At 58.5% G+C, this 24,761-nt stretch carries 23 protein-coding genes; 13 read left to right on the forward strand and 10 right to left on the reverse strand.

Features of this window, described 5'->3' with window-relative positions; genetic code table 11:
• Positions 1 to 63: 63 nt before the first annotated feature.
• Both MUU53_RS19080 and MUU53_RS19085 read right to left on the reverse strand, forming a co-directional pair.
• Positions 64 to 525 carry a YcxB family protein gene (locus MUU53_RS19080; RefSeq protein ID WP_247262305.1) on the reverse strand — a complete coding sequence of 154 codons (462 nt, stop codon included), beginning with the start codon at positions 523 to 525 and terminating at the stop codon, positions 64 to 66.
• Between the two features lie 193 nt (positions 526 to 718).
• On the reverse strand, positions 719 to 2,488 hold the full coding sequence (locus tag MUU53_RS19085; protein ID WP_247262306.1) for a glucan ABC transporter ATP-binding protein/ permease: 1,770 nt from the start codon (positions 2,486 to 2,488) through the stop codon (positions 719 to 721).
• 253 nt (positions 2,489 to 2,741) lie between these two features.
• Between MUU53_RS19085 and MUU53_RS19090 the strand changes: the two genes are divergently transcribed.
• The gene (locus tag MUU53_RS19090) at positions 2,742 to 3,482 is read left to right on the forward strand and encodes a helix-turn-helix transcriptional regulator (RefSeq protein WP_247262307.1); all 741 of its coding nucleotides are present in this window, start codon (positions 2,742 to 2,744) and stop codon (positions 3,480 to 3,482) included.
• A 129-nt stretch (positions 3,483 to 3,611) separates the two neighbouring features.
• A complete protein-coding gene (pyc, locus tag MUU53_RS19095) occupies positions 3,612 to 7,070 on the forward strand; it encodes a pyruvate carboxylase (protein ID WP_247262308.1) in 3,459 nt (1,152 codons plus the stop codon).
• 127 nt (positions 7,071 to 7,197) lie between these two features.
• Here the strand turns inward: pyc and MUU53_RS19100 are convergent, their stop codons facing one another.
• The 3 genes from MUU53_RS19100 to MUU53_RS19110 form a co-directional block, all read right to left on the reverse strand.
• Entirely contained in the window at positions 7,198 to 7,959 is a 762-nt protein-coding gene (locus MUU53_RS19100) for an amino acid ABC transporter ATP-binding protein (RefSeq protein WP_247262309.1), read from the reverse strand.
• The gene (locus MUU53_RS19105) at positions 7,956 to 8,636 is read right to left on the reverse strand and encodes an amino acid ABC transporter permease (RefSeq protein ID WP_247262310.1); all 681 of its coding nucleotides are present in this window, start codon (positions 8,634 to 8,636) and stop codon (positions 7,956 to 7,958) included. The genes MUU53_RS19100 and MUU53_RS19105 overlap by 4 nt, the downstream gene beginning before the upstream one ends.
• A gap of 97 nt (positions 8,637 to 8,733) precedes the next feature.
• Entirely contained in the window at positions 8,734 to 9,507 is a 774-nt protein-coding gene (locus MUU53_RS19110) for an amino acid ABC transporter substrate-binding protein (protein ID WP_247262311.1), read from the reverse strand.
• 305 nt (positions 9,508 to 9,812) lie between these two features.
• On the opposite strand from MUU53_RS19110, the gene MUU53_RS19115 reads away from it, so the two are divergent.
• The 3 genes from MUU53_RS19115 to MUU53_RS19125 all read left to right on the forward strand — a co-directional run bounded on the left by MUU53_RS19115 (position 9,813) and on the right by MUU53_RS19125 (position 13,105).
• Complete coding sequence (locus tag MUU53_RS19115) at positions 9,813 to 11,006, forward strand: MFS transporter (protein WP_247262322.1); 1,194 nt, start codon at positions 9,813 to 9,815, stop codon at positions 11,004 to 11,006.
• Between the two features lie 100 nt (positions 11,007 to 11,106).
• Positions 11,107 to 12,351, forward strand: a complete 1,245-nt coding sequence (ispG, locus tag MUU53_RS19120; RefSeq protein WP_210300834.1) for a flavodoxin-dependent (E)-4-hydroxy-3-methylbut-2-enyl-diphosphate synthase — start codon at positions 11,107 to 11,109, stop codon at positions 12,349 to 12,351.
• 88 nt (positions 12,352 to 12,439) lie between these two features.
• Positions 12,440 to 13,105, forward strand: a complete 666-nt coding sequence (locus MUU53_RS19125; RefSeq protein ID WP_062556224.1) for a YiaD family glycine zipper/OmpA-like lipoprotein — start codon at positions 12,440 to 12,442, stop codon at positions 13,103 to 13,105.
• 65 nt (positions 13,106 to 13,170) lie between these two features.
• Here MUU53_RS19125 and MUU53_RS19130 read toward each other — a convergent pair whose 3' ends face one another.
• Together MUU53_RS19130 and MUU53_RS19135 are read right to left on the reverse strand one after the other, a co-directional pair.
• Positions 13,171 to 13,812, reverse strand: coding sequence for a LysE family translocator (locus tag MUU53_RS19130; RefSeq protein ID WP_247262312.1), 642 nt, complete (start codon positions 13,810 to 13,812; stop codon positions 13,171 to 13,173).
• A gap of 101 nt (positions 13,813 to 13,913) precedes the next feature.
• Entirely contained in the window at positions 13,914 to 14,831 is a 918-nt protein-coding gene (locus MUU53_RS19135; protein WP_377307323.1) for a polyprenyl synthetase family protein, read from the reverse strand.
• 187 nt (positions 14,832 to 15,018) lie between these two features.
• Between MUU53_RS19135 and mtgA the strand changes: the two genes are divergently transcribed.
• From mtgA to rpmF, 3 genes are all read left to right on the forward strand, one after another.
• Positions 15,019 to 15,720, forward strand: coding sequence for a monofunctional biosynthetic peptidoglycan transglycosylase (gene mtgA, locus MUU53_RS19140; protein WP_247262324.1), 702 nt, complete (start codon positions 15,019 to 15,021; stop codon positions 15,718 to 15,720).
• 72 nt (positions 15,721 to 15,792) lie between these two features.
• Positions 15,793 to 16,440, forward strand: a complete 648-nt coding sequence (locus MUU53_RS19145) for a glutathione S-transferase family protein (RefSeq protein WP_247262313.1) — start codon at positions 15,793 to 15,795, stop codon at positions 16,438 to 16,440.
• 163 nt (positions 16,441 to 16,603) lie between these two features.
• A complete protein-coding gene (gene rpmF / locus MUU53_RS19150; protein ID WP_062556221.1) occupies positions 16,604 to 16,789 on the forward strand; it encodes a 50S ribosomal protein L32 in 186 nt (61 codons plus the stop codon).
• Positions 16,790 to 16,953: 164 nt separating this feature from the next.
• Here the strand turns inward: rpmF and phaR are convergent, their stop codons facing one another.
• On the reverse strand, positions 16,954 to 17,544 hold the full coding sequence (gene phaR / locus MUU53_RS19155; RefSeq protein ID WP_062556220.1) for a polyhydroxyalkanoate synthesis repressor PhaR: 591 nt from the start codon (positions 17,542 to 17,544) through the stop codon (positions 16,954 to 16,956).
• 251 nt (positions 17,545 to 17,795) lie between these two features.
• Here phaR and MUU53_RS19160 point away from each other — a divergent pair, with 251 nt between their 5' ends.
• Positions 17,796 to 18,977, forward strand: a complete 1,182-nt coding sequence (locus MUU53_RS19160; RefSeq protein WP_247262314.1) for an acetyl-CoA C-acetyltransferase — start codon at positions 17,796 to 17,798, stop codon at positions 18,975 to 18,977.
• A 151-nt stretch (positions 18,978 to 19,128) separates the two neighbouring features.
• Positions 19,129 to 19,854: a beta-ketoacyl-ACP reductase gene (gene phbB / locus MUU53_RS19165; protein WP_062556305.1), complete on the forward strand. Its 726-nt coding sequence runs from the start codon at positions 19,129 to 19,131 to the stop codon at positions 19,852 to 19,854.
• A 68-nt stretch (positions 19,855 to 19,922) separates the two neighbouring features.
• On the opposite strand, the gene MUU53_RS19170 is transcribed toward phbB, so the two are convergent.
• The gene (locus tag MUU53_RS19170) at positions 19,923 to 20,177 is read right to left on the reverse strand and encodes a glycine zipper domain-containing protein (RefSeq protein WP_247262315.1); all 255 of its coding nucleotides are present in this window, start codon (positions 20,175 to 20,177) and stop codon (positions 19,923 to 19,925) included.
• 40 nt (positions 20,178 to 20,217) lie between these two features.
• On the reverse strand, positions 20,218 to 20,373 hold the full coding sequence (locus MUU53_RS19175) for a DUF3309 family protein (protein WP_082547286.1): 156 nt from the start codon (positions 20,371 to 20,373) through the stop codon (positions 20,218 to 20,220).
• A gap of 324 nt (positions 20,374 to 20,697) precedes the next feature.
• Between MUU53_RS19175 and MUU53_RS19180 the strand changes: the two genes are divergently transcribed.
• From MUU53_RS19180 to fdxA, 3 genes are all read left to right on the forward strand, one after another.
• A complete protein-coding gene (locus tag MUU53_RS19180) occupies positions 20,698 to 23,718 on the forward strand; it encodes a helicase-related protein (RefSeq protein ID WP_247262325.1) in 3,021 nt (1,006 codons plus the stop codon).
• A 1-nt stretch (position 23,719) separates the two neighbouring features.
• Positions 23,720 to 24,058, forward strand: a complete 339-nt coding sequence (locus MUU53_RS19185) for an RNA-binding S4 domain-containing protein (RefSeq protein ID WP_247262316.1) — start codon at positions 23,720 to 23,722, stop codon at positions 24,056 to 24,058.
• Positions 24,059 to 24,325: 267 nt separating this feature from the next.
• Positions 24,326 to 24,664: a ferredoxin FdxA gene (gene fdxA, locus MUU53_RS19190; protein ID WP_137136816.1), complete on the forward strand. Its 339-nt coding sequence runs from the start codon at positions 24,326 to 24,328 to the stop codon at positions 24,662 to 24,664.
• Positions 24,665 to 24,761 lie beyond the last annotated feature (97 nt).

The following is a 24,761-nucleotide window of genomic DNA, read 5'->3' on the forward strand; positions in this document are numbered from 1 at the left end:
CAACTTCATGGGATTCGTCAAACTCGCAGCCATCGCCATCTGGCTCAAATAGCTAAATCGTCACTACCGCCTAGGTATCATGTTGAACACACGCGGTCCCTGATAAAGAAGCAGCACTTTGTCGTCTTCGGCCCATTTGAGGTAGTCGTCCCAAGGTATATTCCAGTCACCTTGCTGTGCGGTGCTCCTGAGGCCTTCCTCCGACCATTCAACCGTCATCGGGTGCTGAAGGGTTTTCTGGGCTGCATAGGCTTTTCGGGCGAATATTGAGGCACCAAAGAAATACTGGAAGAACGGCAGCACGATCACGATCGCCCCGCCGACGCAGAAGAGCACCCCAAAGGGTGCATTACGAGGCGAAAGTGCCGGAACGAAGATCGAGCCAAGGAACAGCAACGCCACGAAGAGCAGCCACCAGATGAGTGTCCCGCGTGAAGTAGCGTGTTTCAGTATGAACAGCTTGTTGGCCGCAACATAATCATCAGCGGTCAAAGTGAGGGTCACGCTGCGCTTCGTATCTTTCATCGCCTACCTGGTAAGAATCTGTACCTGCCGCAAAAATCTCAATTAAAGCGACACGTGTTTTCTCGGCATTGCGAAGTCGCATAATCCGCAGCGTACTGCAATCGCCATAGTCCGCTTTTGGGTGCGGTCCCGCCGCGACGTCCCGGCCCAAGCGGAGCCGGACGCATCCAATTCATGAGGTGTGTTGTGCAACCTATGCCTGCTGCAGCAGTCTCTGTTCCAACGCAGGCTTGTGTTCATCCGCCAGAATGCCGCTGGTCTTCAGCAACGAGGCGAAGCGGCCGCCCATGGCGCTCAGCTCATCGAAGGTCCCCTTTTCGATGATCCGGCCATGATCCAGGAACAGCACCATGTCGGCATCGCGGATTGTCGAGAGACGATGCGCGATGATGAAGGTGGTGCGGTTCTGGCGCAGGCGGTCGATGGCTTCCTTCACGCGGGCTTCAGTTTCGACGTCGAGTGCAGAGGTCGCCTCATCCAGCACCAGGATCGGAGCGTTCTTCAGAATGGCGCGGGCGATCGCAATACGCTGGCGCTCACCACCCGACAGACGATTGCCGCGCTCGCCGACTTCCGTCTGGAAGCCCGCCAGACGGCTCTCGATGAATTCCGTCGCGGCAGCTGCCTCGGCGGCGGCAACGATTTCCGCCTCGCTTGCTCCTTCGCGTCCAAGGCGAATGTTATCGCTGATGGAACGGTTCAGAAGACCTGCATCCTGGAACACAGTGGCAATGGAGTGGCGTAGCGAGCGGCGGGTGACCGTCGCGATATCGGTGCCATCCACGAAGATCGCGCCCTGCTGCGGATCGTAGACGCGTTGCAGCAGGTTCACCAGCGTGGTCTTGCCTGCACCCGTCGGGCCGACGATGGCAATCGTCTGACCGGCCTTGGCGGTGAAGGAGACATCACGCACACCTTGCGTTGTATTGGCAAAGTCGAAGGAAACGTTGCGGAATTCTACCTCGCCGCGGACAGCATTCAGTTCGCCGGTATTGGCGGGTTCTTCGCGATCCTTGACCGAATCTTCGAGGCGGAAGAAATCCTCCAGCTTGGAGCGTGCCTCGAAAATCTGCGTTGCAAATTGGCGCAGCAGATCCAGACGGCCGATCAGCAGGTTCGCAAAGCCGATAAAGGCAATGACATCGCCCACTTTGATCTCACCACTGCGAACCAGAAAGATGCCGATAATGAGAATGATCAGCATGGAGACCGTGGAGGCCATGCGGTTCAGAGCGCTCGCAATCGCCCACCAGTCCAGTACCGGATACTGGGCTGACAGCAGCCGTTCGGTGAAACCCTTCAGCGCCTTCGTTTCGGCCTCGATGCGGTTGTAGCTGTGCAGGACCGTCACGTTGCTGATGGAATCGCTGACATGCGAGAAAACTGTGTGATAATGCCCCTCGACGGAGGCCTGACCTTCTTTCGTGCGGTTCATGACCACACGACCGATGATCCAGTAGACAACGCTCAGAATAACAAGCACCGAGCTCAGACGCCAATCCATCGAGAAAGCGGTGGGAATGAGCAGCACGAGTGCCACGATGGTGGCGAGATGCGTGCGCATGAATTCCAGCCAGAGGCCGAACAGCGTCTCGCTGGCGCGCAACAGGGTGTGCAAAGCGTTGGATGTGCCACGCTGATGGTGCCATGAGAGAGGCATGGACACGATGCGGCCAAAGGCCTCTGTCAGAAGAGATGCGCGTCTGCCATGGGCAAGACGATCCGCTTCGCGGGCAACGAGCACATAGGCAATAGTATTGAAGACACCAAATCCACCCCACATCAGTAGAATAGGCGTCACGTCTCCCTGTGAAGAGATGGCATCGATGATCCGACCGAACAGGATGGGTTCAGCGATCGTAATGATTGCCAGCACGATGTTAGCGATGACGACCATCGTGACCCGAAGGCGATGAGCCCCCAGGTATCTCAGGGCGCGTGCGTACACTTGAAACAGGCTCACGGCATTACCTCAGCTGATATCACATTTTCTTGCATAGCAGCCTGCACCTGTATGCAGCGTGAACGCGTTTATAAACGGGTATAGAAGGAAATGGTTGATCCGCAGTGGCGACATTGACACCGGACGATACAAACTTCAATCAGGCGAGATCTATCTAAACAAATGCAACCATATATAAACACATTTTAGGCATGCGCTCTTGGCCTGCATGGTTTGGGAACTTGCTGGACATGTGTGATGATTGGGGGGAAGAGTGAATATTCACTCGCTTGTGCAATTTCTGGCGATATCCCACGAAGCGGAATCGGCGAGTGAACTCGTAGGCGAGCTTGAATCCCTGCTTAACATTCATGCGTTCCGCTATTATGGCATATGGTTTCATGACAAAGTGTTTGCGGATACGACCGATTTTATGCTGACCGGACGATGGCCAGCCGGATGGCGTAAACATTATGCTGCCCGAAAATATGCCTCTATTGATCCATTGCGCAGAATGCTTGCTGTGACGCAGCGACCATTCCGTTGGAGGGACGCAATTGCCGCGTATCAGGATGATCCCCAGCAAAAGAAGGCGCTACGGCTTTTGCGGGATGCGGCTAAAAATGGTCTTCATGATGGATATGTCTTCCCGATATACGGCAGGACCGGCCTCATTGGCACGATGACGATTGCCGGAGAGCCGATCGAGCTTTCTCCGGTCGAAATCTGTCTCTTCGATGCGGTGGCCAGAAAGTCTTTGTGGCGGTTGCTGGAATTGCGCGGCGCTGCAGCAGAACTCGAAAAGCGCACCGCGCTAGAGGCCGATCTCACCCAGCGCCAGCTAGAGGTTTTGCGCCTTCTCTGTGACGGGATGACATCAAACGAAATCGCCAAGGCGCTGGAGATTTCGAACCACACGGTCGATTGGTACATCAATGTCATTCAGGAAAAATTCAACGCGCGCAACAGGCAGCATGTGATAGCGATGGCTTTCCGGGCGGGTATCGTCACGTGACTGGCACAAGCTGACGTGAAACTGACATAAATTTAAACGATTCAATAAGACGGAAATTGCCATTCCGAAAAATGACGTTAATGTTCCTTCGCAGTGCAACATGCACAGTTACTGTCGAGGGGGATAGCTTTGCAAATCCGGAAGATTCTTGTCGCCAACCGATCCGAAATCGCCATCCGCGTATTCCGCGCCGCCAATGAGCTTGGCATCAAAACGGTGGCCATATGGGCAGAGGAAGACAAGCTTTCGCTGCATCGGTTCAAAGCGGACGAGAGTTATCAGGTAGGGCGTGGCCCGCATCTGGCGCGCGATCTGGGGCCGATCGAGAGCTATCTTTCCATTCCGGAAGTCATCCGGGTTGCCAAGGCGTCCGGCGCGGACGCGATCCATCCAGGATACGGCTTACTGTCCGAAAGTCCCGAATTCGTTGAGGCCTGCAACGCTGCAGGAATCATTTTCATTGGCCCAACATCAGACACAATGCGCCAGCTCGGCAACAAGGTTGCGGCGCGCAATCTGGCGATTTCCGTCGGTGTTCCTGTCGTTCCCGCAACGGAGCCGTTGCCGGACGATATCGAAACCGTGAAGAAAATGGCCACCGAGATTGGGTATCCGGTCATGCTGAAAGCCTCCTGGGGAGGCGGCGGGCGCGGCATGCGCGTCATTCGATCCGAGGCCGACCTTGCAAAGGAAGTGACTGAAGCCAAGCGCGAGGCCATGGCAGCCTTCGGCAAGGACGAAGTTTATCTCGAAAAGCTCGTCGAGCGTGCCCGCCACGTGGAAAGCCAGATCCTTGGCGATACGCATGGCAATGTGGTGCATCTGTTCGAGCGTGACTGCTCTATCCAGCGCCGTAACCAGAAGGTGGTCGAGCGCGCACCGGCGCCTTATCTCTCTGAAGCGCAACGTCAGGAATTGGCTGGTTATTCGTTGAAGATCGCCGCCGCCACGAACTATATCGGGGCTGGCACTGTCGAATATCTGATGGATGCCGACACGGGCAAATTCTACTTCATTGAGGTGAACCCGCGTATTCAGGTCGAGCATACGGTCACGGAAGTCGTGACCGGCATCGATATCGTGAAGGCGCAGATCCATATCCTAGAAGGTGCAGCCATCGGCACGCCGGGGTCCGGTGTTCCGGCGCAGGCGGACATACGTCTCAACGGTCATGCGCTGCAGTGCCGCATCACCACGGAAGACCCGGAACAGAACTTCATCCCGGATTACGGGCGTATCACCGCCTATCGCTCGGCTGCCGGTTTCGGCATTCGTCTGGATGGCGGAACAGCCTATACGGGCGCGATCATCACCCGCTATTACGATCCGCTGCTGGTGAAGGTTACGGCGTCTGGCGGCACACCGCAGGAGGCCATCAGCCGTATGGACCGTGCGCTGCGCGAGTTCCGCATCCGCGGCGTGGCGACGAACCTCACCTTTCTGGAAGCGATCATCGGCCATCCGAACTTCCGCGATAACTCGTATACGACGCGCTTCATCGATACGACGCCGGAACTCTTCCAGCAGGTGAAGCGCCAGGACCGCGCGACGAAACTGCTCACCTATCTGGCGGATGTCACCGTCAACGGCCATCCGGAAACCAAGGGTCGGCCGATGCCGTCCGCCAAGGCCCCGAAGCCGGTCGTTCCCTATATCGAGGCGGAGGTTCAGCCCGGCACCAAGCAGAAGCTGGATGAACTGGGGCCGAAGAAGTTTGCCGAATGGATGCGCAATGAAAAGCGCGTTCTTTTGACGGACACGACCATGCGCGACGGCCACCAGTCGCTGCTGGCAACCCGCATGCGTACCTTCGATATTGCCCGCATTGCGCCGGTTTATGCCAAGGCTCTGCCGAACCTCTTCTCGCTGGAATGCTGGGGCGGTGCGACATTCGACGTCTCCATGCGCTTCCTGACGGAAGATCCATGGGAGCGTTTGGCGCTCATCCGTGAGGGAGCGCCGAATTTCCTGTTGCAAATGCTGCTGCGCGGCGCAAACGGCGTGGGCTATACGAACTATCCAGACAACGTCGTGAAGTACTTCGTGCGTCAGGCGGCGAAGGGTGGAATCGACCTGTTCCGCGTCTTCGACTGCCTGAACTGGGTTGAGAACATGCGCGTCTCCATGGACGCCATTCAGGAAGAGAACAAGCTTTGCGAGGCAACGATCTGCTATACCGGCGATCTGCTCAACAGCGCTCGTCCGAAGTATGACCTGAAATACTATGTCTCGCTTGCGGAAGAGCTGGAAAAGGCTGGCGCGCACATTATCGCGCTGAAGGATATGGCGGGCCTCTTGAAGCCAGCCGCTGCCCGCGTGCTGTTCAAAGCACTGCGCGAGGCAACCAGCCTGCCGATCCACTTCCACACGCATGATACATCCGGCATCTCGGCGGCGACTGTTCTCGCTGCCATCGATTCCGGCGTGGATGCCGTGGACGCGGCCATGGATGCCTTCTCCGGCAACACCTCGCAGCCTTGCCTTGGTTCCATCGTCGAGGCGCTGTCTGGCACGGATCGCGATTCCGGCCTCGATCCGGAATGGATCCGCCGCATCTCTTTCTACTGGGAAGCGGTTCGCCACCAGTATGCGGCCTTCGAAAGCGATCTCAAGGGTCCGGCGTCGGAAGTCTATCTGCATGAAATGCCGGGCGGGCAGTTCACTAATCTCAAGGAGCAGGCGCGCTCGCTGGGTCTAGAAACCCGCTGGCACGAAGTGGCTCAGACCTATGCCGACGTGAACCAGATGTTCGGCGACATCGTCAAGGTTACGCCGTCCTCCAAGGTTGTTGGCGATATGGCGCTGATGATGGTGAGCCAGGATCTAACGGTTGAGGATGTTCAGAACCCTGGACGCGACATTGCCTTCCCGGATTCGGTCGTTTCCATGCTGCGCGGCGATCTCGGTCAACCTCCGGGCGGATGGCCGGAAGCTTTGCAGAAGAAGGCGCTGAAGGGCGATACACCCTACACGGTTCGCCCCGGCTCGCTATTGAAGGATGCTGATCTCGATGCCGAGCGCAAGGTGATTGAGGAGAAGCTTGGCCGCTCGGTCGATGACTTCGAGTTTGCCTCTTACCTGATGTATCCAAAGGTCTTCACCGATTTCGCTCTGGCTTCCGATACCTATGGTCCGGTTTCGGTTCTGCCGACGCCCGCCTATTTCTACGGCATGGCGGATGGAGAAGAACTGTTTGCCAATATCGAGAAGGGCAAGACGCTTGTTGTCGTCAATCAGGCAGCCAGCGCCCCCGATGCGCAAGGTCTGGTCACCGTGTTCTTTGAGCTGAACGGCCAGCCACGCCGCATCAAGGTGCCGGATCGCAGCCGCGCTGCCACCAGCATCGCGCGCCGCAAGGCGGAATCCGGCAATGCCGCACAGCTGGGTGCGCCAATGCCGGGTGTCATTTCTCGCGTGTTTGTCTCTACTGGTCAGAAGGTGAAGGCAGGCGATGTGCTGCTCTCCATCGAAGCGATGAAGATGGAAACGGCGCTGCATGCGGAAAAGGATGGCGAGATCACAGAAGTGGCCGTAAAGGCTGGCGACCAGATCGATGCCAAGGATCTGCTGATCGTTTATGCGGCTTGATGCCTCTTGAAGATCGTCATGCTCGGGCTTGTCCCGAGCATCTACCGACATTGAATAAGCAGTTGTCGTTCAACGGCTTGGCTGCCGACAGTAGACCCTCGGGACAAGCCCGAGGGTGACGAGGCAGTCATACGCCCGTCGTCTGTGCCGCTGTTACACTCGCCACAAACCGGCGGGTGCGCTCCTCACGCGGGGTCTGGAAGATATCGGCAGAAGAGCCAGCCTCGACAACACGTCCCGCCTCCAGAAAGATCACCCGGTTGGCGATGCTGGAGGCCAGCCGCAGATCATGCGTTGCCATGACCATGGTCGTGCCTTCGCTCGCAAGCTTGGCCAGAACATCCACCACTTCTGCCGCCAGTTCCGGGTCCAGCGCCGAAGTCGGCTCATCGCAGAGCAAAACACGCGGCGAGGGAGCCAGCGCACGGGCAATTGCCACACGCTGCTGCTGCCCGCCGGAAAGGGTGGTGGGCCAGGCATCGGCCTTATGCGCCATGCCGACCTTTGTGAGCAGTTCCATGGCGCGGGCTTTCGCCTTGTCCTTTGGCCATTTCAGAACCGTCACCAGCCCTTCCATCACGTTTTCCAGCGCCGTGCGGTGTGGAAAAAGCTGGAAGTTCTGGAACACCATGCCCGTCTGGCGGCGAATGCGCTGAATGGCGGCCCAAGGTGTTTTCTGCCCCGGTGTGAAGCGCAATGTCTCCTCACCGAGCTTCAAATTGCCAGCCGTCGGGATTTCCAGAAGGTTGATGCAGCGAAGGAGCGTGCTCTTGCCGCCGCCGGAGGGACCGACGAGCGCTGTCACGCTGCCTTCCGGCATGGCGATTCTGATGTCGTTGAGGATGACGGCTTCACCGAAGCGTTTTTCGATATGTGAAAGCTCGATCATGTGTTGGCCTCCATCATGCCGCCATAGCGGGCGAAGCGCTTCTCCAGTCGAACCTGCAGCGTTGAAAGAACCGTGCTGAGGGCGAGATAGATGAGCGCCGCCTGAATGTAGAGGATCAGCGGCTCGTAGGTTGTTGCCACGATGCGTTGTGCCGCCTGAAACAATTCCGGCACGGTAATCGCCGCTGCCAGCGAGGTGTCCTTCACCAGCGAGATGAAGGTGTTGGACAGGGGTGGCACCGCCACACGGGCCGCCTGCGGAAGAATTGTCCGGATCATGGCCTGCCGCCAGGACATACCAATGGAGAACGCGGCTTCCCACTGGCCTTTCGGCACGGAGGAAATCACGGCGCGGATGATCTCGGAACTATAGGCACCGATGTTGAGCGTGAAGCCGATCAGCGCAGCCGGAAATGCATCCAGCAGAATACCGACGCTCGGCAGGCCATAGAAGATGACAAACAACTGCACCAGAAGCGGCGTTCCTCGAATGACCCAGACATAGAAGCGGGCAATCGCAGAAACGGGCTTGGGCGCAAACAGCCGGGCAAGCGCCGTCAGCAGGCCGAGGATAAGGCCGAAGGTGAAGGACAGGAGCGTAAGGGGGATGGTGAAGATCAGCCCCGCCCAGAGCAGGGAGGGCAAAGAGTCTGCCATCAATTGAAGCCAGTGCGGCACGGTGTTCTCCTCGCAAAAAGGCGGATGCCGTTTCCGGCTCCGCCTGTTCACAGAATATGGAACCCGCTTCACACAAGGAAACGGGTATGGAAGCAAATTACTTGGAGACGTCCTGACCGAAATACTTGTCAGAAATCTTCTTGTAGGTGCCGTCTGCCTTGATATCTGCCAGTGCCTTGTTGATGGCCTGCTGAAGTTCCGGCTCGCCCTTGCGGAAAATGATGCCGGAATATTCCGCATTGGCCTGCTCGGCGGCAATCTTTACCGGTGCGCCCGGCTTCTGCTTCTTGAAGTCGAGGAAGGACAAGCTGTCATTGATCGTCGCATCGGCGCGGCGCGTGAGGACAAGCTGGATGGACTGGTCGAAACCATCGGTGCCGACCAGTTCCGCGCCGGACTTTTCTGCCAGCTTGCCGAAATTGCTGGTCAGGGACTGCGCCGACTTCTTGCCCTTCAGATCCTCGAAGCTCTTGATTGAATCATCGCCTTCGCGAACAATCAGCACAGCTTTGGAGGCGATGTAGGGCTCGGAGAAATCATATTTCTGCTTGCGCGCGTCTGTAATGCCAACCTGATTGATGACCACATCATAACGCTTGGCATCGAGACCGGCGATCAGGCCATCCCACTTGCCTTCCAGAAACTGCGCCTTCACGCCCAGCTTTTCTGCAACCGCCTCGCCGATTTCAACGTCGAAGCCAACCAGCTTGCCGGAGGCATCATGGAAGGTGAAGGGCGAATAGGTGCCTTCCGTTCCGATTTTGAGAACGCCTGCCTGTTTGATTGCGTTCAGGTTTTCACCCGCCATTGCGGGCACAAAGGTGGCCGCCTGCACGAGGACTGCGACGGCAAGAGCTTTAAGAAGCTTCATTTTTATCTCCTTGGGAATGAAGGGCTGAATATGTCCCACAAAGGCGTGGCCAAGGCTGGGTCCAAAACTGCTGAAGGAGATAGGGGCGGTGGAATATTTTTCCATTAGAATATTTGTTTGTGAGGTCTTGCTTGTCCCAAGGGGTGTGGCTCTGCTTGCAGGCAAGGGTATTCCTGTTTAAGCATACAGTCAGATGGTTCGTATCGGAGGGGGCGGTGCGTACCGGCGATGGCGCTGCGACCGAATGCGGGACTGCAGGTGCTGGCCATTTGCGACGTCTGAACGAGCCGGGAGCAAATCACCACATGAACGACACTTCTTCTGCGGTGATATCCGCAGGCCCTGCCCCTGTCGTCACGCGCGAGCGTGCTGCCGTGGCGCTGATGTTTCTGATGAACGGGTTTCTGGTGGGTGCCTGGGCACCGAAGATTCCCGAATTTGCCAGCCGCCTTGCCTTGAGCGAAAGTGCACTCGGCCTGATGATCCTGACCTTCGGTTTAGGCTCCATCACCATGATGCCGGTGGCAGGCATGCAGATTGCGCGTTTCGGTTCGGCCTGGGTCACGCGGATCACTGCTGTGCTGGTCGTTCCAACCCTGCTTCTCCTGACGGCGGTCGGATCGGTCTGGACGGCGGCCGTTGCCATCTTCCTCTTCGGAGGATTGGTTGGCGCCATGGACGTGGCAATGAACGCTAATGCCGTTGCTACGGAAAAGCACATGCGCCGCTCTATCATGTCATCCTGCCATGCTTTCTGGAGTCTTGGCGGCCTGATCGGTGCCAGCACCGGCGGCATTCTGATTGCCAGTGTCGGTGCTTTCGGCCACGCAGTAATTGCAACGCTGGCAGCGGCGGCGATGGTGGCGGTTGCCTGGCCGATGATGCTGGCAGACAAGCCTCACGCTGAAGAGGCGAAGGAGAAGATACGCCTGCCGATGACGCCGCTGCCTTGGCTGATCGGCCTGGTGGCGCTGTTCTCCATGGTGCCCGAGGGCGCGGTGCTGGATTGGGGTGCGCTTTATCTGCGCAATGAACTGGGTGCCTCCGTACAGCTTTCCGGCTTTGCCTATGCTGCCTTCTCGCTGACCATGGCCGTGATGCGCTTTGCCGGAGACATCGTGCGTGACCGTCTGGGCGCTGTCCGAACATTGCGGATCTGCACTGTGATTGCCATGATCGGCTTGCTGATTGCAGGCTTTGCGCCGAATGCCACACTGGTCATTATCGGTTTCGCCTTCGCCGGTATCGGCATTTCCAACATGGTGCCGATCGCCTTTTCCGCCGCTGGAAACCTGCCGGGCATGGCGCAGGGCATTGGTCTTTCCGTTGTCACAACCATGGGCTATTCCGGCATTCTCGTTGCGCCCTCGCTGATCGGCTTCATTGCCGAGCATGTGGGCCTAGGGACGATCTTCGCGGCACTGCCCGCGCTGCATATCGTGGTTCTCGTGCTTTCAGGTCTTGCGCGGCATGCCGACCGGCCTGCCGGCTCACAGTGAATGGGAAGGGCCAGCGAGGGAATGTGATCTGGCGCAGGTGTTGACAAGCCCCCGCGCATGATCCACCTGAGTGGCACTTTTTCTGATAAAGGTGATCTCCATGTCGTCCGCTTATGATCCGAAACCACGCCGCGCCTCCGTCGCCGTTGATGTGGGCGGCGTCATCGTCGGGGGCGGTGCGCCCGTCGTTGTTCAGTCGATGACGAATACGGATACGGCGGATGTGGATTCCACCGTCGCGCAGGTGGCCGCGCTGTTTCAGGCGGGCTCCGAGATCGTTCGCATTACCGTGGACCGCGATGAAAGTGCTGCGGCAGTGCCGAAGATCCGCGAGCGCCTGCTGCGCCTTGGCATGGATGTGCCGCTGGTGGGAGACTTCCACTATATCGGCCACAAGCTGCTGAGCGATCATCCGGCCTGCGCGGAAGCGCTTGCGAAATACCGCATCAATCCCGGCAATGTCGGCTTCAAGGACAAGAAGGACAAGCAGTTCGCCGATATCATCGAGATGGCGATCCGCTACGACAAGCCGGTGCGTATCGGCGTCAACTGGGGTTCTCTCGACCAGGATCTGCTGACACGCCTGATGGACGAGAACCAGGCGCAGGGCTCGCCGCTTTCAGCGCGCGAAGTCATGCATGAGGCGATCTGCCAGTCGGCGCTCTTGTCTGCGCAGCTGGCGGAAGAGATTGGCCTGCCACGCAATCGCATCATCCTCTCGGCCAAGGTCAGTCAGGTACAGGATCTGATCGCGGTTTATGGCATGCTGGCGGAACGTTCGGACCATGCTTTGCATCTGGGCCTGACCGAGGCAGGCATGGGGACGAAGGGCATCGTCGCTTCCTCCGCCGCCATGGGTTACGTGTTGCAGCACGGCATCGGCGATACGATCCGTGTGTCGTTGACCCCTGAGCCGAATGGCGACCGCACGCGAGAAGTGCAGGTTGCGCAGGAGCTGTTGCAGGTGATGGGCTTTCGCCAGTTCGTGCCGGTTGTTGCGGCCTGTCCCGGCTGCGGGCGCACCACTTCGACGGTGTTTCAGGAACTCGCCCAGAAGATCCAGGACGATATTCGCAAGAACATGCCGGTCTGGCGCGAGAAATATCCGGGCGTAGAAGGTCTAAACGTTGCGGTCATGGGCTGCATCGTCAATGGTCCGGGCGAAAGCAAGCATGCCGATATCGGCATTTCACTTCCCGGTACAGGTGAAACCCCTGCCGCACCTGTCTTCATTGATGGGCAAAAGGCGCTGACGCTGCGTGGCCCCAACATCGCCGCTGAATTCGAAGCCCTCGTTATCGATTACATCGAGAAGCGGTTCGGTCACAAAACAGCGGCGGAATGAATTTCTGGCAGGAGGGCGGGACCTCCTCGCTCTTGCCGCAATTCATGGTAAAGGAATCGCCTCCATCACGACGGGGACGGACGATTCCATGCTCAAGAAAATCATCATTGTCGCCACCTGCGCGACCTATCTTTCCGCCTGCACGACGACTGATCCCTATACGGGCCAACAAAAGGTTTCCAATACGGCGGGTGGCGCTGCCATCGGTGCGGGCCTCGGCGCACTTGCCGGTCTGGCGGTTGGGAATTCGCCCGTCGGCCGCCGCAATGCGGCGCTCATCGGGGCGGGCGTCGGTGCGCTCGCAGGCGGCGCTATCGGCAACTACATGGACCAGCAGGAATCGGAACTGCGCGCACAGTTGCAGGGAACCGGTATTTCCGTGACCCGCGTCGGCGATCGCATCATTCTGAATATGCCGTCCAACATCACCTTCCCGACGGATCAGGATCAGGTTCTGCCAGGCTTCTACCAGACGCTCGATTCGGTCGCGCTTGTGCTGAACAAGTTCAATCGTACGCTGATCGACGTCAACGGCCATACGGATTCCACTGGCAGTGCGGCCCACAATCAGGAGCTCTCCGAGCGCCGCGCCGCATCCGTCGCCAACTATCTCGGTGGCCGGGGTGTGGATCAGCGCCGCATGTCGACGCTTGGTTTCGGTCCATCCCAGCCGGTTGCCTCCAACGCAACACCCAATGGCCGAGCGCAGAATCGCCGCGTCGAAATCCAGATCGCGCCGATCACACAGGGCTGATCATCGGATCAAGCGGATACAGCCAAGGCGTCGCGCCTAGCGGCGCCTTTGTCATTTGAACCTCTTCAGAGCGCGCTCGAAATCATTTTTACGCCCGCTGCGCCGAAGAAGAGTGCCATCAGCGCGTCAAGCGGGCGCCGCGCATTGCGATAGAGGTTGACGGCCCGCCGCGTTGAAAACAGCAAGGCATAGGTCATGAAGACGGTTATGCCAGTCAGCAGGCAGCCGCAGACCACGATTGCGACGGAGATGGCCGATGCGCCGGGAGGAAGCCCGAGCGAGATCGTTGCCAGCCAGCCAAAGATCGCCTTCGGATTGGTGAGGTGAATGGCATAGCCGGTCAGATAGACCCGCCACAGGCTCTTTTGACGCACAGGAGTGGTCAGATCCTCCCCGGATGGAGCCCGCTTCAGGCTTCTTGCTGCCTTGAAGGCGAGGTAAAGCATGTAGAGCCCGCCGACGATCTTGAGAAGTTGCAGGATTTCGCCATAGCGGGTCAGAACTGCCGCGAGACCCAGCGCGGCCGCCATTGCCCAGGTGAATGAGCCCGTGAAAATGCCGAGTGCGATCACGATGCCGCGTTTGCGACCCTCATTCATCGCGGTTCCCATGATTGCCAGATTGGCGGGGCCGGGGGTTATGACTGCCACGAGGTAAAGGCTGTATGCCGCCATCAATTGCGGCCAGTGCTGAAAAAGTTCTGACATGCGGCTATCCCGGCTTCGTTCGGCCAAGAATGCACAGGCATGCAGCTGCAGTCACGTGACAAGTTTTGAAGACTTGGATCACCGAATGTGATGGGAGAGGGTCAACTCTTCCTGTTTGCGACGAAACGTGCCGTGGCCATCAGAACCTGCGCCTTCTCGCCATAAGGCTGCAGAAGCTCGACGGCTTCCGTCACCAACTGGTCGAGCCGTCTTTCTGCCCAATCGAGGCCGTTGCGCGAAACGAGGGTAGCCTTGCCCCGGTCAGCATCCTTGCCCGTTGCCTTGCCCATCGTAGCGGCATCGGAGGTCACGTCCAGCACGTCGTCCGCGATCTGGAAGGCGAGGCCTATGATTTCTCCGAACCGGCGCAGGCGCTTGCGATCGTCTTGGGAGGCGCCGGCAATAATTGCTCCGGCTTCACAGGCAAAGCGCAGCAGAGCACCTGTCTTCATGGCCTGGAGCGTGATCACGCCATCCTCATCCGGTGCCGTGGTTTCTGCCGCAAGGTCCAGCGCCTGTCCGCCTGCCATGCCGCCAAGACCGGCGGCACGCGCAAGCGCCAGGACAAGCTCCACCTTGCGGTCCGCTGCGAGCTTCGTTGTGGGCGCGGTGATGATATCGAACGCATAGGTCAGAAGGCTGTCACCGGCCAGAATGGCTGTCGCTTCGTCAAATGCCTTGTGAACAGTCGGCTGGCCCCGGCGCAGGTCATCGTCGTCCATGGCGGGAAGATCGTCATGGATCAGGGAATAGCTGTGCAGGCATTCAAGAGCCGCACCGACGCGCGAAGCAGCCTCCAGATCGCCGCCAAACAACAGCGCGCTTTCCTGCACGAGAAAGGGCCGAAGCCGCTTGCCGCCATTCAGTGTGCCGTGGCGCATCGCCGCCAGCAGATGGTTCGGGCGGACAATCTCATCGTCGCGAACCGTGCTGTCGAGCAGGTCCGAGAGCAGACGTTCCATATCGGCCGCGCGTCGGCGCAAGTGATCTTCGAAAAGGGAGCTATCCAAGGTCTTCATGGCGGTTCCTTGGCATGAGCGACGGGCGGAGGCAACGAAGTTTTGCGAAAAGCCTTGAGTAAGCGGCACTGCCACTCGCTTTCGATGCACGGTGCCGGTATGAACACAACAGGAATGGCTAAAACGAGTAGGGATGTTGGACGTTTCCTCCGACCAGCAGCAATCCGAAGAGGACGAGGCACCGCCCATGGCGAGCCCAAAGCCCGACTGGCGGATCAGGGAAAGGCTGCTGCTTGCCGCCAAGATCCTGGGTGCATTGCTTCTGCTGCCTTACGTGTTGGTCCTTCTCTACGCGCTCCCATTCGTGCGCCCTGTTTCAACCTTGATGCTGGCCGATCTTGCCCTGTTCAGAGGCTATGACCGGCAGTGGGTGTCGTTCGAAGATATTTCTCCAACGCTGGTGCGTTCGGTCATGATGTCAGAGGACGGGCAGTTCTGCGCCCATGGCGGCGTCGACTGGGCGCAGATGCGCGGGGTCGTTCAGGATGCGCTGGAGGGCGAGGCGACGCGTGGCGCAAGCACCATTCCCATGCAGACGGCAAAGAACCTGTTCCTCTGGAATGGCCGAAGCTTCGTTCGAAAGGGGCTGGAACTGCCTCTTGCCATGTGGGCCGATCTCGTCTGGTCGAAGCGACGCATGATGGAAATCTATCTCAATGTTGCCGAATGGGGCCCTGGCATCTACGGGATCGAGGCGGCCTCGCGACACTATTTCAAGGTGCCTGCCGCCAAGTTGACCCGGCGACAGGCCGGTCTCCTGGCTGTTGCGCTTCCCAACCCAATCACCCGGGTTGCCAGCAAGCCCGGACGAGGGATGCAGCGGCTTGCCGGGGTTATCGAGCGGCGGGCACAAGGAGCGGGTGGCTACATAAGCTGCCTTTATGGCTGACCTCACAAAAATGCGTTGGAGCCCTTCGGGTCGTGCCTGTAGGCTTGCTTGAAATTTAGGGAGGGCGCACCGATGGACGGGCTGATACTTTATATCGCGAACAAGAATTATTCTTCCTGGTCCTTCCGTCCCTGGATTGCCATGAAGGCCGCGAATGTTCCGTTCGAAGAGGTTCTGACCCAGTTCGACGATAGCGGCGGCAATCCCAAGTTCCGCGAATTCTCGCCGACCGGCAGAGTGCCGGTGCTGAAACATGGTAGCCTGCATATCTGGGAGTCGCTGGCCATCATCGAATATGTGGCCGAGCTGTATCCGGAGGCTGGCGTCTGGCCTTATGATCCTGCCGATCGCGCATTGGCCCGCTCCATTTCCATGGAAATGCTCTCTGGTTTTCGAGCCCTGCGTGGCGCCTGCCCCATGAATATGCGTCGCGAGAAAAGGGCTATCGACCTGCCGGACGGTGTGGCAGGCGATGTGGCGCGGATCACCGAGATCTGGAAAACGATGCGGCATCGCTCCGGCGGGCCATTCCTGTTCGGTGCCTTCAGTGGCGCGGATGCGATGTTTGCGCCGGTGATCAACCGGCTGGATGTCTATGATATAGCGGTTGACGACGACACCAGATCCTATATGGCTGCCGTGCAGGCGCATCCGGCATGGATCGAATGGAAGGAGGCGGCCCTGGCCGAGCCCTGGATCGTTCCGGCGGATGAAGCCTGATTTGCCTTCCGGGTCTGAATTGACTCGAAAAAATCCCTGTGGGGACTGGTCAAAGCCTGTTCCGGCATGTATAAGCGCCGCAAATTTCCGAGATCGAAGCTAGTCTTTCACGGTCGATACCGGCCGCAGATCAAGCTTTGCACGCCTATTTGGAGTAACGAGAATGGCAGTACCGAAGAGAAAAGTGAGCCCGTCCAAGCGCGGTATGCGCCGTTCGGCTGACGCCCTGAAGAACCCGACCTATGTCGAAGACAAGAACTCCGGCGAACTGCGTCGTCCGCACCATATCGACCTGAAGACCGGTATGTATCGTGGTCGTCAGGTTCTGACGCCGAAGGAAAGCGCATAAGCGTTTCTCATCGTCTTGATGCTGAAAGGCTGGCGTTTCGCCGGCCTTTTCTGTTTTGTGCTTTTGAAAACGATAAATGCGATCGGGACCGTTGTGATCGCGAAAGCGGTCCGGGAGCTCCATACTCCCGTTCGCCAGTCTGGTTGGTTTAGTACCGCCTTGGCTCAGGAGCCGAAGCTGTCCAATCGGTTCTGCAAGCTGCGCAACTGTTCTTTCAGATCGTCTATGTCGCGTGGGTCGGCGCTCTTCTTCGCCGCTTCCGGCGTGGCCTGCGGTGTTGCACCAAAGGGCGAGAACATTTGCATGGCCTGACGGAACATTTCCGTGTTTCGCCGCACCTGCTCTTCCATCAGTTGCATAGGCGCCTGCAGGTTCTTTGTCAGTGGCGTTTCGCCGAAGGCGCGCGTCATCTGCTCGCGCATCTGCGTCTGCTGGTCGGCGAAGGTCTTCATCGAGTGCTCGAGGAAGGTGGGCACCACCATCTGCATCTGGTCACCGTAATAGGAGATCAGCTGGCGCAGGAATGAAATCGGCAACAGGGTATTTCCGGTTTTCGATTCCTGCTCGAAGATGATCTGCGTCAGCACGGAATGGGTGATATCTTCGCCGCTCTTGGCGTCCTGTACCGTGAAGTCCTCGCCGCGCTTGACCATCTGCGCAAGATCTTCCAGCGTCACGTAAGTGCTGGTGCCTGTATTATAGAGCCGGCGGTTGGCATATTTTTTTATGACAACGTCACCATCCGTCTTGGCCATATTTATCTCCTGATCCCGTCAATATGGAATTTTGTATTTCGCTCCCGCGGTAACACTACGCTTAAATAAACCATGCTGACAACGGATTTGTGCGATGCGAGAGCTGTGGATGATTCGCCCTTCAGGTTGAATCCCGGCATGCAAAGTTTTGACAGGTGCCATGTGAAATCCGCCAAAGGTTGTCTTTGACTTGTGGCTCAAGCTTTGCCAGTCTTCACGTCAACCAATCAGGGATTTTCGGAGGAACACCCATGAGTCAGCCATCCATCGTTATTGCGTCTGCGGCCCGCACTGCCGTCGGTTCATTCAACGGGTCTTTCGCCAACACGCCTGCTCATGAGTTGGGTGCTGCTGCCATCAAGGCAGCGCTGGAACGCGCCAAGGTTGAAGCGTCCGAAGTCGATGAGGTGATTCTTGGACAGATCCTGACCGCTGGCGAGGGACAGAATCCGGCCCGTCAGGCGGCGATGAAGGCGGGCATTCCGCAGGAAAAGACGGCCTGGGGCATGAATCAGCTCTGCGGCTCGGGCCTGCGCGCCGTCGCGCTTGGCATGCAGCAGATCGCCTCGGGCGATGCCCGAATCATCGTGGCGGGTGGTCAGGAATCGATGTCCATGGCGCCGCATTGCGCACATCTGCGCAACGGCACCAAGATGGGCGACATGAAAATGATCGATACCATGATCAAGGACGGCCTAACGGACGCCTTCTACGGCTATCACATGGGAATTACGGCTGAGAACGTGGCACGTCAGTGGCAGCTTTCTCGCGACGAGCAGGATCAATTCGCACTGGCTTCCCAGAACAAGGCGGAAGCCGCGCAGAAGGCTGGTCGCTTTGTCGATGAAATCACGCCCTTCGTCGTGAAGGGACGGAAGGGTGACGTGACGGTCGATGCGGATGAATATATCCGCGCCGGTGCCACGCTTGAAAGCATGACCAAGCTGCGTCCGGCTTTTGACAAGGAAGGTACGGTTACCGCCGGCAATGCCTCCGGTATCAATGACGGGGCAGCCGTCGCGCTTCTGATGAGCGAGGATGAAGCCGTCCGTCGTGGTATCGTGCCTATGGCGCGTATTGTTTCCTGGGCAACGGCGGGCGTCGATCCGCAGATCATGGGAACAGGACCTATCCCTGCATCGCGCCGCGCACTGGAGAAGGCGGGCTGGTCAGTCAAGGATCTGGATCTGGTCGAAGCAAACGAAGCCTTCGCTGCGCAGGCCTGCGCCGTCAACAAGGACATGGGCTGGGATCCTTCGATCGTGAACGTGAACGGCGGTGCGATCGCCATCGGCCATCCGGTGGGTGCTTCCGGCGCGCGTGTCATGAACACGCTTCTGTTTGAAATGAAGCGCCGCGGCGCCAAGAAGGGTCTTGCGACGCTTTGCATTGGCGGTGGCATGGGCGTCGCCATGTGCTTCGAGGCCATGTGATGACTGGATTTCCGGCCACATAGAAGGGCCGGCGTGTGAAAAAGGAAGCGCGTTGTCGCCTTGGCGATGCGCTTCAGAATTTGTGTCGCATGCCGTCATCGTATTTGAGCTGAACACAAATGCGCGGCATGCCTTTTCGGGGGGAAACTTCATGTCGAGAGTAGCATTGGTATCGGGCGGAACACGGGGCATCGGCTCCGCAATTGCCCTGGCGTTGAAGACAGCGGGCTACAAAGTTGCGGCGAATTATGCCGGCAACGAAGAAAAAGCGAATGCATTCCGTGATGTGACCGGTATTCCCGTCTTCAAATGGGACGTTTCATCCTACGAGGCGTGCGTGGACGGCATCGCGCGGGTGGAAGCGGAACTCGGCCCGGTTGAAGTGCTCGTCAACAATGCCGGCATCACACGTGACGCCATGTTCCACAAAATGAGCCCGGCTCAATGGAATGAAGTCATCAACACCAATCTGACCGGTCTCTTCAACATGACGCATCCGGTCTGGTCCGGCATGCGAGACCGCAGCTTCGGCCGCATCATCAATATTTCCTCCATCAACGGCCAGAAGGGCCAGATGGGACAGGCGAACTATTCTGCTGCCAAGGCGGGTGACCTCGGCTTCACCAAGGCACTGGCGCAGGAGGGTGCTGCGAAAAACATCACCGTCAACGCCATCTGCCCGGGCTATATTGCGACTGAAATGGTCATGGCGGTTCCGGAAAAGGTGATGAACGAGCGCATTCTGCCGCAGATCCCGGTTGGGCGCCTTGGCCAACCGGAGGAAATCGCGCGCTGTGTGGTGTTCCTTGCTTCCGATGAGGCGGGCTATATCACCGGCTCGACGATCTCTGCCAATGGTGGCCAGTATTTCGCTTAAGCGATGAGACGCAAAAAAGGCCGGGGCTTTCGCTCCGACCTTTTTCATGCGTTCCGATGGATCGGAAATTAGCGGCAACGCGCCTCGTAGTTGCGGCCATAACGGTCACGATAGATGCAGTAGCCGCGACGTTCCTGTGACTGGCCGATGGCTGCGCCAACCAGACCGCCACCGACGGCGCCAACGGCTGCACCGCCCCAGCTATTGGTGCCGGCACCGCCGATGACTGCGCCGGTGCCGGCACCAATAGCCGTTCCGCGTTCCGTTGCCGTGCAGGATGCAAGCATGCCGACCAATGCTGCGGCGGTAAGAATCTTTTTCATGTCCTGGTTCCTTCCCTGTTAAACCTTGAGACGTTCTTGATTAGATCCTGCCCATCAAGAGCAGGATGATGATGATGAGTACGACAAGGCCCAACCCACCCGATGGACCATAGCCCCAATTGCGGCTGTGGCCCCAGTTTGGCAGGGCACCGATCAAGAGAAGGATCAAGATCACAAGAAGAATAGTGCCGAGCATTTTTGGCCTCCGATACTGAAATGCGGGCGACGGATCGTCGTGCGGCGGTAACGGCTTGGCTCTCTTTTGGTTCCAGGCTTCCTTCACGATTCGAACGCTTCGTTCAATTGCCTGTGTAATCCAGCCTCTTGCAGGCTGATGGCAATTGGATCAGGAAAAGCCGAGGCCATGGCTCGTACTTGTTGATGCCGACTGACGATTAATTTGTCTTCTGAGGTATTTCTGCTTGCCATTCGCGGACGCAGTCGCCATGTGTGGTCCGACCGCCCGCGAAGGTGGTGACAGTAATTGTGCGGATGACAGGCTTTGAATTCACAAGCCCCCATGATCTTGAGCGGTCGCGGTGTAACTGCGGTCCTCGGCCCGACGAACACCGGCAAGACGCATTATGCGATCGAGCGAATGGTGGCGCATGGCTCCGGGGTCATTGGGCTTCCTCTTCGGCTTCTCGCACGTGAGGTCTATACAAGGCTGGTCGAGAAAGTCGGACCGACCCATGTGGCGCTTGTCACGGGCGAAGAAAAGATCACCCCGCCCAATGCGCGTTTTTCCGTCTGCACCGTCGAGGCCATGCCGCGCGAGACGAAGTCCGCCTTTGTCGCCATCGATGAAGTGCAGCTTGCAGGGGATCTGGAACGTGGCCACATTTTCACCGACCGCATCCTGCACTTGCGGGGACGGGAAGAGACGCTGCTGCTGGGTGCCGGCACCATGCGGCCGATCCTGGAGCGGCTACTTCCGGGGCTGACGGTCATCGAACGACCGCGCCTTTCGCAGCTGTTTTATGCCGGGCAGAAGAAAATCACACGCCTGCCGCAACGCTCTGCCATTGTCGCCTTCTCGGCCGACGAGGTTTATGCGATCGCGGAACTCATTCGTCGTCAGCGTGGTGGCGCCGCCGTTGTTCTGGGTGCGCTGAGTCCCCGGACCCGCAATGCTCAGGTGGGGCTCTACCAGTCCGGTGATGTGGAATATCTGGTTGCAACCGATGCGATCGGAATGGGCCTCAATCTCGATGTCGATCATGTGGCCTTCGCGCAGGATCGCAAGTTCGACGGCTATCAGTTTCGCAATCTCAACCCCGGAGAACTCGGCCAGATCGCCGGACGTGCGGGACGGCATCTTAGGGACGGCACGTTTGGTGTGACGGGACAGGTCCAGCCGTTCGATGACGAGTTGGTCGAGCGAATCGAGACCCACCAGTTCGATCCCGTGAAGGTTCTGCAGTGGCGTTCCAAGGCGCTCGATTTCTCGTCCTTGAGAGATCTGCGAGCAAGTCTTGATGTGGCGCCTGTCATCCAGGGGTTGACGCGTGCGCTTCCGGCAACGGACAGTCAGGCGCTGGATTATCTGTCGCGCTATCCGGAGGTCATTGATATGGCCACAAACCCGGAACGCGTCGAAAAATTGTGGGATGCCTGTGCGCTCCCGGACTACCGAAGAATTACACCTGCCCAGCATGCGGACCTGATTTCGACGATTTTCTCGGATCTGGTGCGAATCGGCTGGGTGAACGAAGATTTCATGGCCGAACAGGTGCAGCGCGCCGACCGGACGGATGGCGAGATCGATACGCTTTCCGCGCGTATAGCACAGATTCGGACGTGGACTTATGTATCCAACCGGCCGGGGTGGCTTGCGCATCCGACACACTGGCAAGAAAAGACTCGGGAAATCGAGGACAGGTTGTCGGACGCGCTGCATGAAAGGTTGACGAAACGCTTTGTTGATCGCAGGACATCTGTGCTCATGAAGCGCCTGAGAGAGAATGCGATGCTGGAAGCTGAAATCAGTGTGAATGGAGATGTCTTCGTAGAGGGACATCACGTCGGTCAACTCGCCGGTTTCCGGTTTACCCCGATAGCGGGTACCGAGGGGCCAGATGCGAAAGCCGTGCAGGGGGCAGCCCAGAAGGCGCTGGCGCTCGAATTCGAGGCGCGCGCCGCGCGTCTCTACGCGTGCGGCAACGGCGATCTGGCGCTCGGGTCGGACGGCTTCGTTCGCTGGCTGGGCGAGCCGGTCGCAAAGCTCGCGGCAGGCGACCACATCATGCATCCACGCCTCATCCTGCTCTCCGACGAACAGTTGACGGGGAGCGCACGGGATCATGTGGCGGCGCGTCTTGAGCGCTTCGTTAACCATCACATTGCAACGGTTCTGAAGCCGCTGGACGATCTGTCTCGCGCCGAAGACCTCCAGGGGCTGGCAAAGGGTCTGGCGTTCCAGTTAGTCGAGAATCTCGGCCTGATGTTCCGCCGGGACGTGGCCGATGAGGTCAAGTCGCTGGATCAGGATGCGCGCGCTTCGATGCGCCGCTATGGCATCCGCTTTGGCGCCTACCATATCTTTATGCCGCTTCTGCTGAAGCCGGCCCCGGCGGAACTCATCACGCTCCTCTGGGCGCTGAAGAACGACGGTCTGGATAAGCTTGGTTATGGCGATCTGATCCCGGCGCTGGCGGCGGGCCGCACCTCTGTTGTCACGGATCCGTCCTTCGAGCGCAGCTTCTACAAGCTTGCGGGCTTCCGCTTCCTGGGCAAGCGTGCCGTGCGCGTCGATATCCTCGAGCGTCTGGCCGATCTCATCCGTCCGCTCCTGCAATGGAAGCCGGGTTCCAGCGCGCGTCCTGATGGCGCCTACGACGGACGTCGTTTTGTCACGACAACCGCCATGCTTTCTATTCTGGGCGCGACGCCTGATGACATGGAAGAGATACTCAAAGGCCTGGGCTATCGCGCCGATGCAGTGAGTGCAGAAGAGGCGCAAGCGTTTCTGGCTAACCAGCAGCCTCTTTCGGCAGCAGCGGCCGCCGATACGGAGGAGGCGGCTGAGTCTGTCGATGATGCCGATGCCGCGCCCCAGGAACAGGCTGTCGAAACGCCTGTTTTACCTGAAGGTGTCGCCGAAGCGACTGCGGGTGAACCTGTCTTGGCCGAAGAGCCGAAGCCTGTCCTACTCTGGCGTCCCGGGGGCGGCCGCGCGGAAAATCAGCGTGGTGGACAGCGACCGCAAGGCGAACGCCGCGCGCCGAACAACGCGTCCCGTCCGGGTGAAGGTCGTCGCGACAATCGTGACAACCGCGAAAGAGGCGAGCGTAACGAGCAGGGCGGACGTCCGAACCGGGACGGCGGTTCCAATCGTGATGGTGGTCGGCCCAATCATCGTGGCGATCGGCAGGAGGGTCGTCCTGACCGCGGCCGGGGAGACCGTCCCGAGCGTGGAGATCGCGGCAAAGCGCCGCAGCCCGCCCGCTTCGAGGCCAAGCCTCCGCGCAAGGAGAAGCCGATTGATCCGGATTCACCTTTCGCAAAGCTCGCTGCCCTGAAAGAGCAGATGAAGAAGTAAGATGACGGGAGAGCCACTTGGAGAGCAGCGTCAGCGCATCGACAAGTGGCTTTTCTTTGCCCGGCTTGTGAAGTCCCGAGCTTTGGCCCAGGCCTTGGTCGAAGGCGGGTTTGTTTCGGTCAACGGCCAGGTGATTACACTGCCGAGCCGTATGATCCGTTGCGGGGATCGTATCGATCTTGCGCTGGAGAGCGGCGACAAACGTCTTGTGATGCGGGCTCCTGGCGAACGCCGAGGCCCTTATCCCGAGGCATCCCGGCTGTACGAGGATCTTTCCGAGCCACAGGCAAGGCTTTCTGCCTTTGAGCGCGCTCAGCGAATGGTTCGCCCTCTGAAATAAATTCCCCTGTCATTCCCCGGTTTTGGCGGATGAAATTGCGCGATTGGCGACGCTGGTTCGAACTTTGTTTCGCCTCTCGCAGAGGTGCAACAAACTGGCTCGACGGACGTTCGGAAGCATTCTCTTTTGCCTTGCGAATGGCGCGCAAAGCCTTTAGGGACAAGGCAAGCGGGCTTTAGCGTTTCGGGGATCAAGCGGATACCTGTTGAAGCCCTTTACTGTCGCTTTCCGACGGTGCCTGAACACTGGATTTTGCTGGAGTGCCTCATGACGTATGTCGTGACTGATAACTGTATCCGTTGCAAGTATACCGATTGCGTCGAAGTCTGCCCGGTAGATTGCTTCTATGAGGGCGAGAACTTTCTGGTAATCCATCCGGATGAGTGCATCGATTGCGGCGTCTGCGAGCCTGAATGTCCGGCAGAGGCCATCAAGCCCGACACGGAGCCGGGTCTCGACAAGTGGCTTAAGGTCAATGCCGAATATGCCCAGGTCTGGCCCAACATTACGGTGAAGCGTGATGCCATGCCGGAAGCCAAGGAAATGGACGGCGTGCAGAACAAGTTCGAGCAGTACTTTTCCGCCGAGCCCGGCAAGGGCGACTGAGCACCATCGGATCAGTGATTTAATTCCTGCTTAAGTATTAGGCAGGCCTGATTCGTTGCAAGCATGCGACTGCGAAAGCAAATCATTGATTCGCGCC

This window comes from Affinirhizobium lemnae (assembly GCF_022968395.1).
In the GTDB taxonomy this organism is placed as follows: Bacteria; Pseudomonadota; Alphaproteobacteria; order Rhizobiales; family Rhizobiaceae; genus Neorhizobium; species Neorhizobium lemnae.

What these genes read in the sequence shown, in the direction of transcription:
- mtgA (WP_247262324.1), top strand. Translation starts at nt 15,019, where the DNA reads ATGGCGAGCCCAAAGCCCGACTGGCGGATCAGGGAAAGGCTGCTGCTT.
- MUU53_RS19100 (WP_247262309.1), bottom strand. Translation starts at nt 7,959, where the DNA reads ATGATCGAGCTTTCACATATCGAAAAACGCTTCGGTGAAGCCGTCATC.
- MUU53_RS19170 (WP_247262315.1), bottom strand. Translation starts at nt 20,177, where the DNA reads ATGAAAAAGATTCTTACCGCCGCAGCATTGGTCGGCATGCTTGCATCC.
- MUU53_RS19135 (WP_377307323.1), bottom strand. Translation starts at nt 14,831, where the DNA reads ATGAAGACCTTGGATAGCTCCCTTTTCGAAGATCACTTGCGCCGACGC.
- MUU53_RS19185 (WP_247262316.1), top strand. Translation starts at nt 23,720, where the DNA reads ATGACGGGAGAGCCACTTGGAGAGCAGCGTCAGCGCATCGACAAGTGG.
- phbB (WP_062556305.1), top strand. Translation starts at nt 19,129, where the DNA reads ATGTCGAGAGTAGCATTGGTATCGGGCGGAACACGGGGCATCGGCTCC.
- rpmF (WP_062556221.1), top strand. Translation starts at nt 16,604, where the DNA reads ATGGCAGTACCGAAGAGAAAAGTGAGCCCGTCCAAGCGCGGTATGCGC.
- ispG (WP_210300834.1), top strand. Translation starts at nt 11,107, where the DNA reads ATGTCGTCCGCTTATGATCCGAAACCACGCCGCGCCTCCGTCGCCGTT.
- MUU53_RS19080 (WP_247262305.1), bottom strand. Translation starts at nt 525, where the DNA reads ATGAAAGATACGAAGCGCAGCGTGACCCTCACTTTGACCGCTGATGAT.
- MUU53_RS19180 (WP_247262325.1), top strand. Translation starts at nt 20,698, where the DNA reads ATGATCTTGAGCGGTCGCGGTGTAACTGCGGTCCTCGGCCCGACGAAC.
- MUU53_RS19145 (WP_247262313.1), top strand. Translation starts at nt 15,793, where the DNA reads ATGGACGGGCTGATACTTTATATCGCGAACAAGAATTATTCTTCCTGG.
- fdxA (WP_137136816.1), top strand. Translation starts at nt 24,326, where the DNA reads ATGACGTATGTCGTGACTGATAACTGTATCCGTTGCAAGTATACCGAT.
- MUU53_RS19160 (WP_247262314.1), top strand. Translation starts at nt 17,796, where the DNA reads ATGAGTCAGCCATCCATCGTTATTGCGTCTGCGGCCCGCACTGCCGTC.
- MUU53_RS19175 (WP_082547286.1), bottom strand. Translation starts at nt 20,373, where the DNA reads ATGCTCGGCACTATTCTTCTTGTGATCTTGATCCTTCTCTTGATCGGT.
- MUU53_RS19115 (WP_247262322.1), top strand. Translation starts at nt 9,813, where the DNA reads ATGAACGACACTTCTTCTGCGGTGATATCCGCAGGCCCTGCCCCTGTC.
- MUU53_RS19125 (WP_062556224.1), top strand. Translation starts at nt 12,440, where the DNA reads ATGCTCAAGAAAATCATCATTGTCGCCACCTGCGCGACCTATCTTTCC.
- MUU53_RS19130 (WP_247262312.1), bottom strand. Translation starts at nt 13,812, where the DNA reads ATGTCAGAACTTTTTCAGCACTGGCCGCAATTGATGGCGGCATACAGC.
- MUU53_RS19110 (WP_247262311.1), bottom strand. Translation starts at nt 9,507, where the DNA reads ATGAAGCTTCTTAAAGCTCTTGCCGTCGCAGTCCTCGTGCAGGCGGCC.
- phaR (WP_062556220.1), bottom strand. Translation starts at nt 17,544, where the DNA reads ATGGCCAAGACGGATGGTGACGTTGTCATAAAAAAATATGCCAACCGC.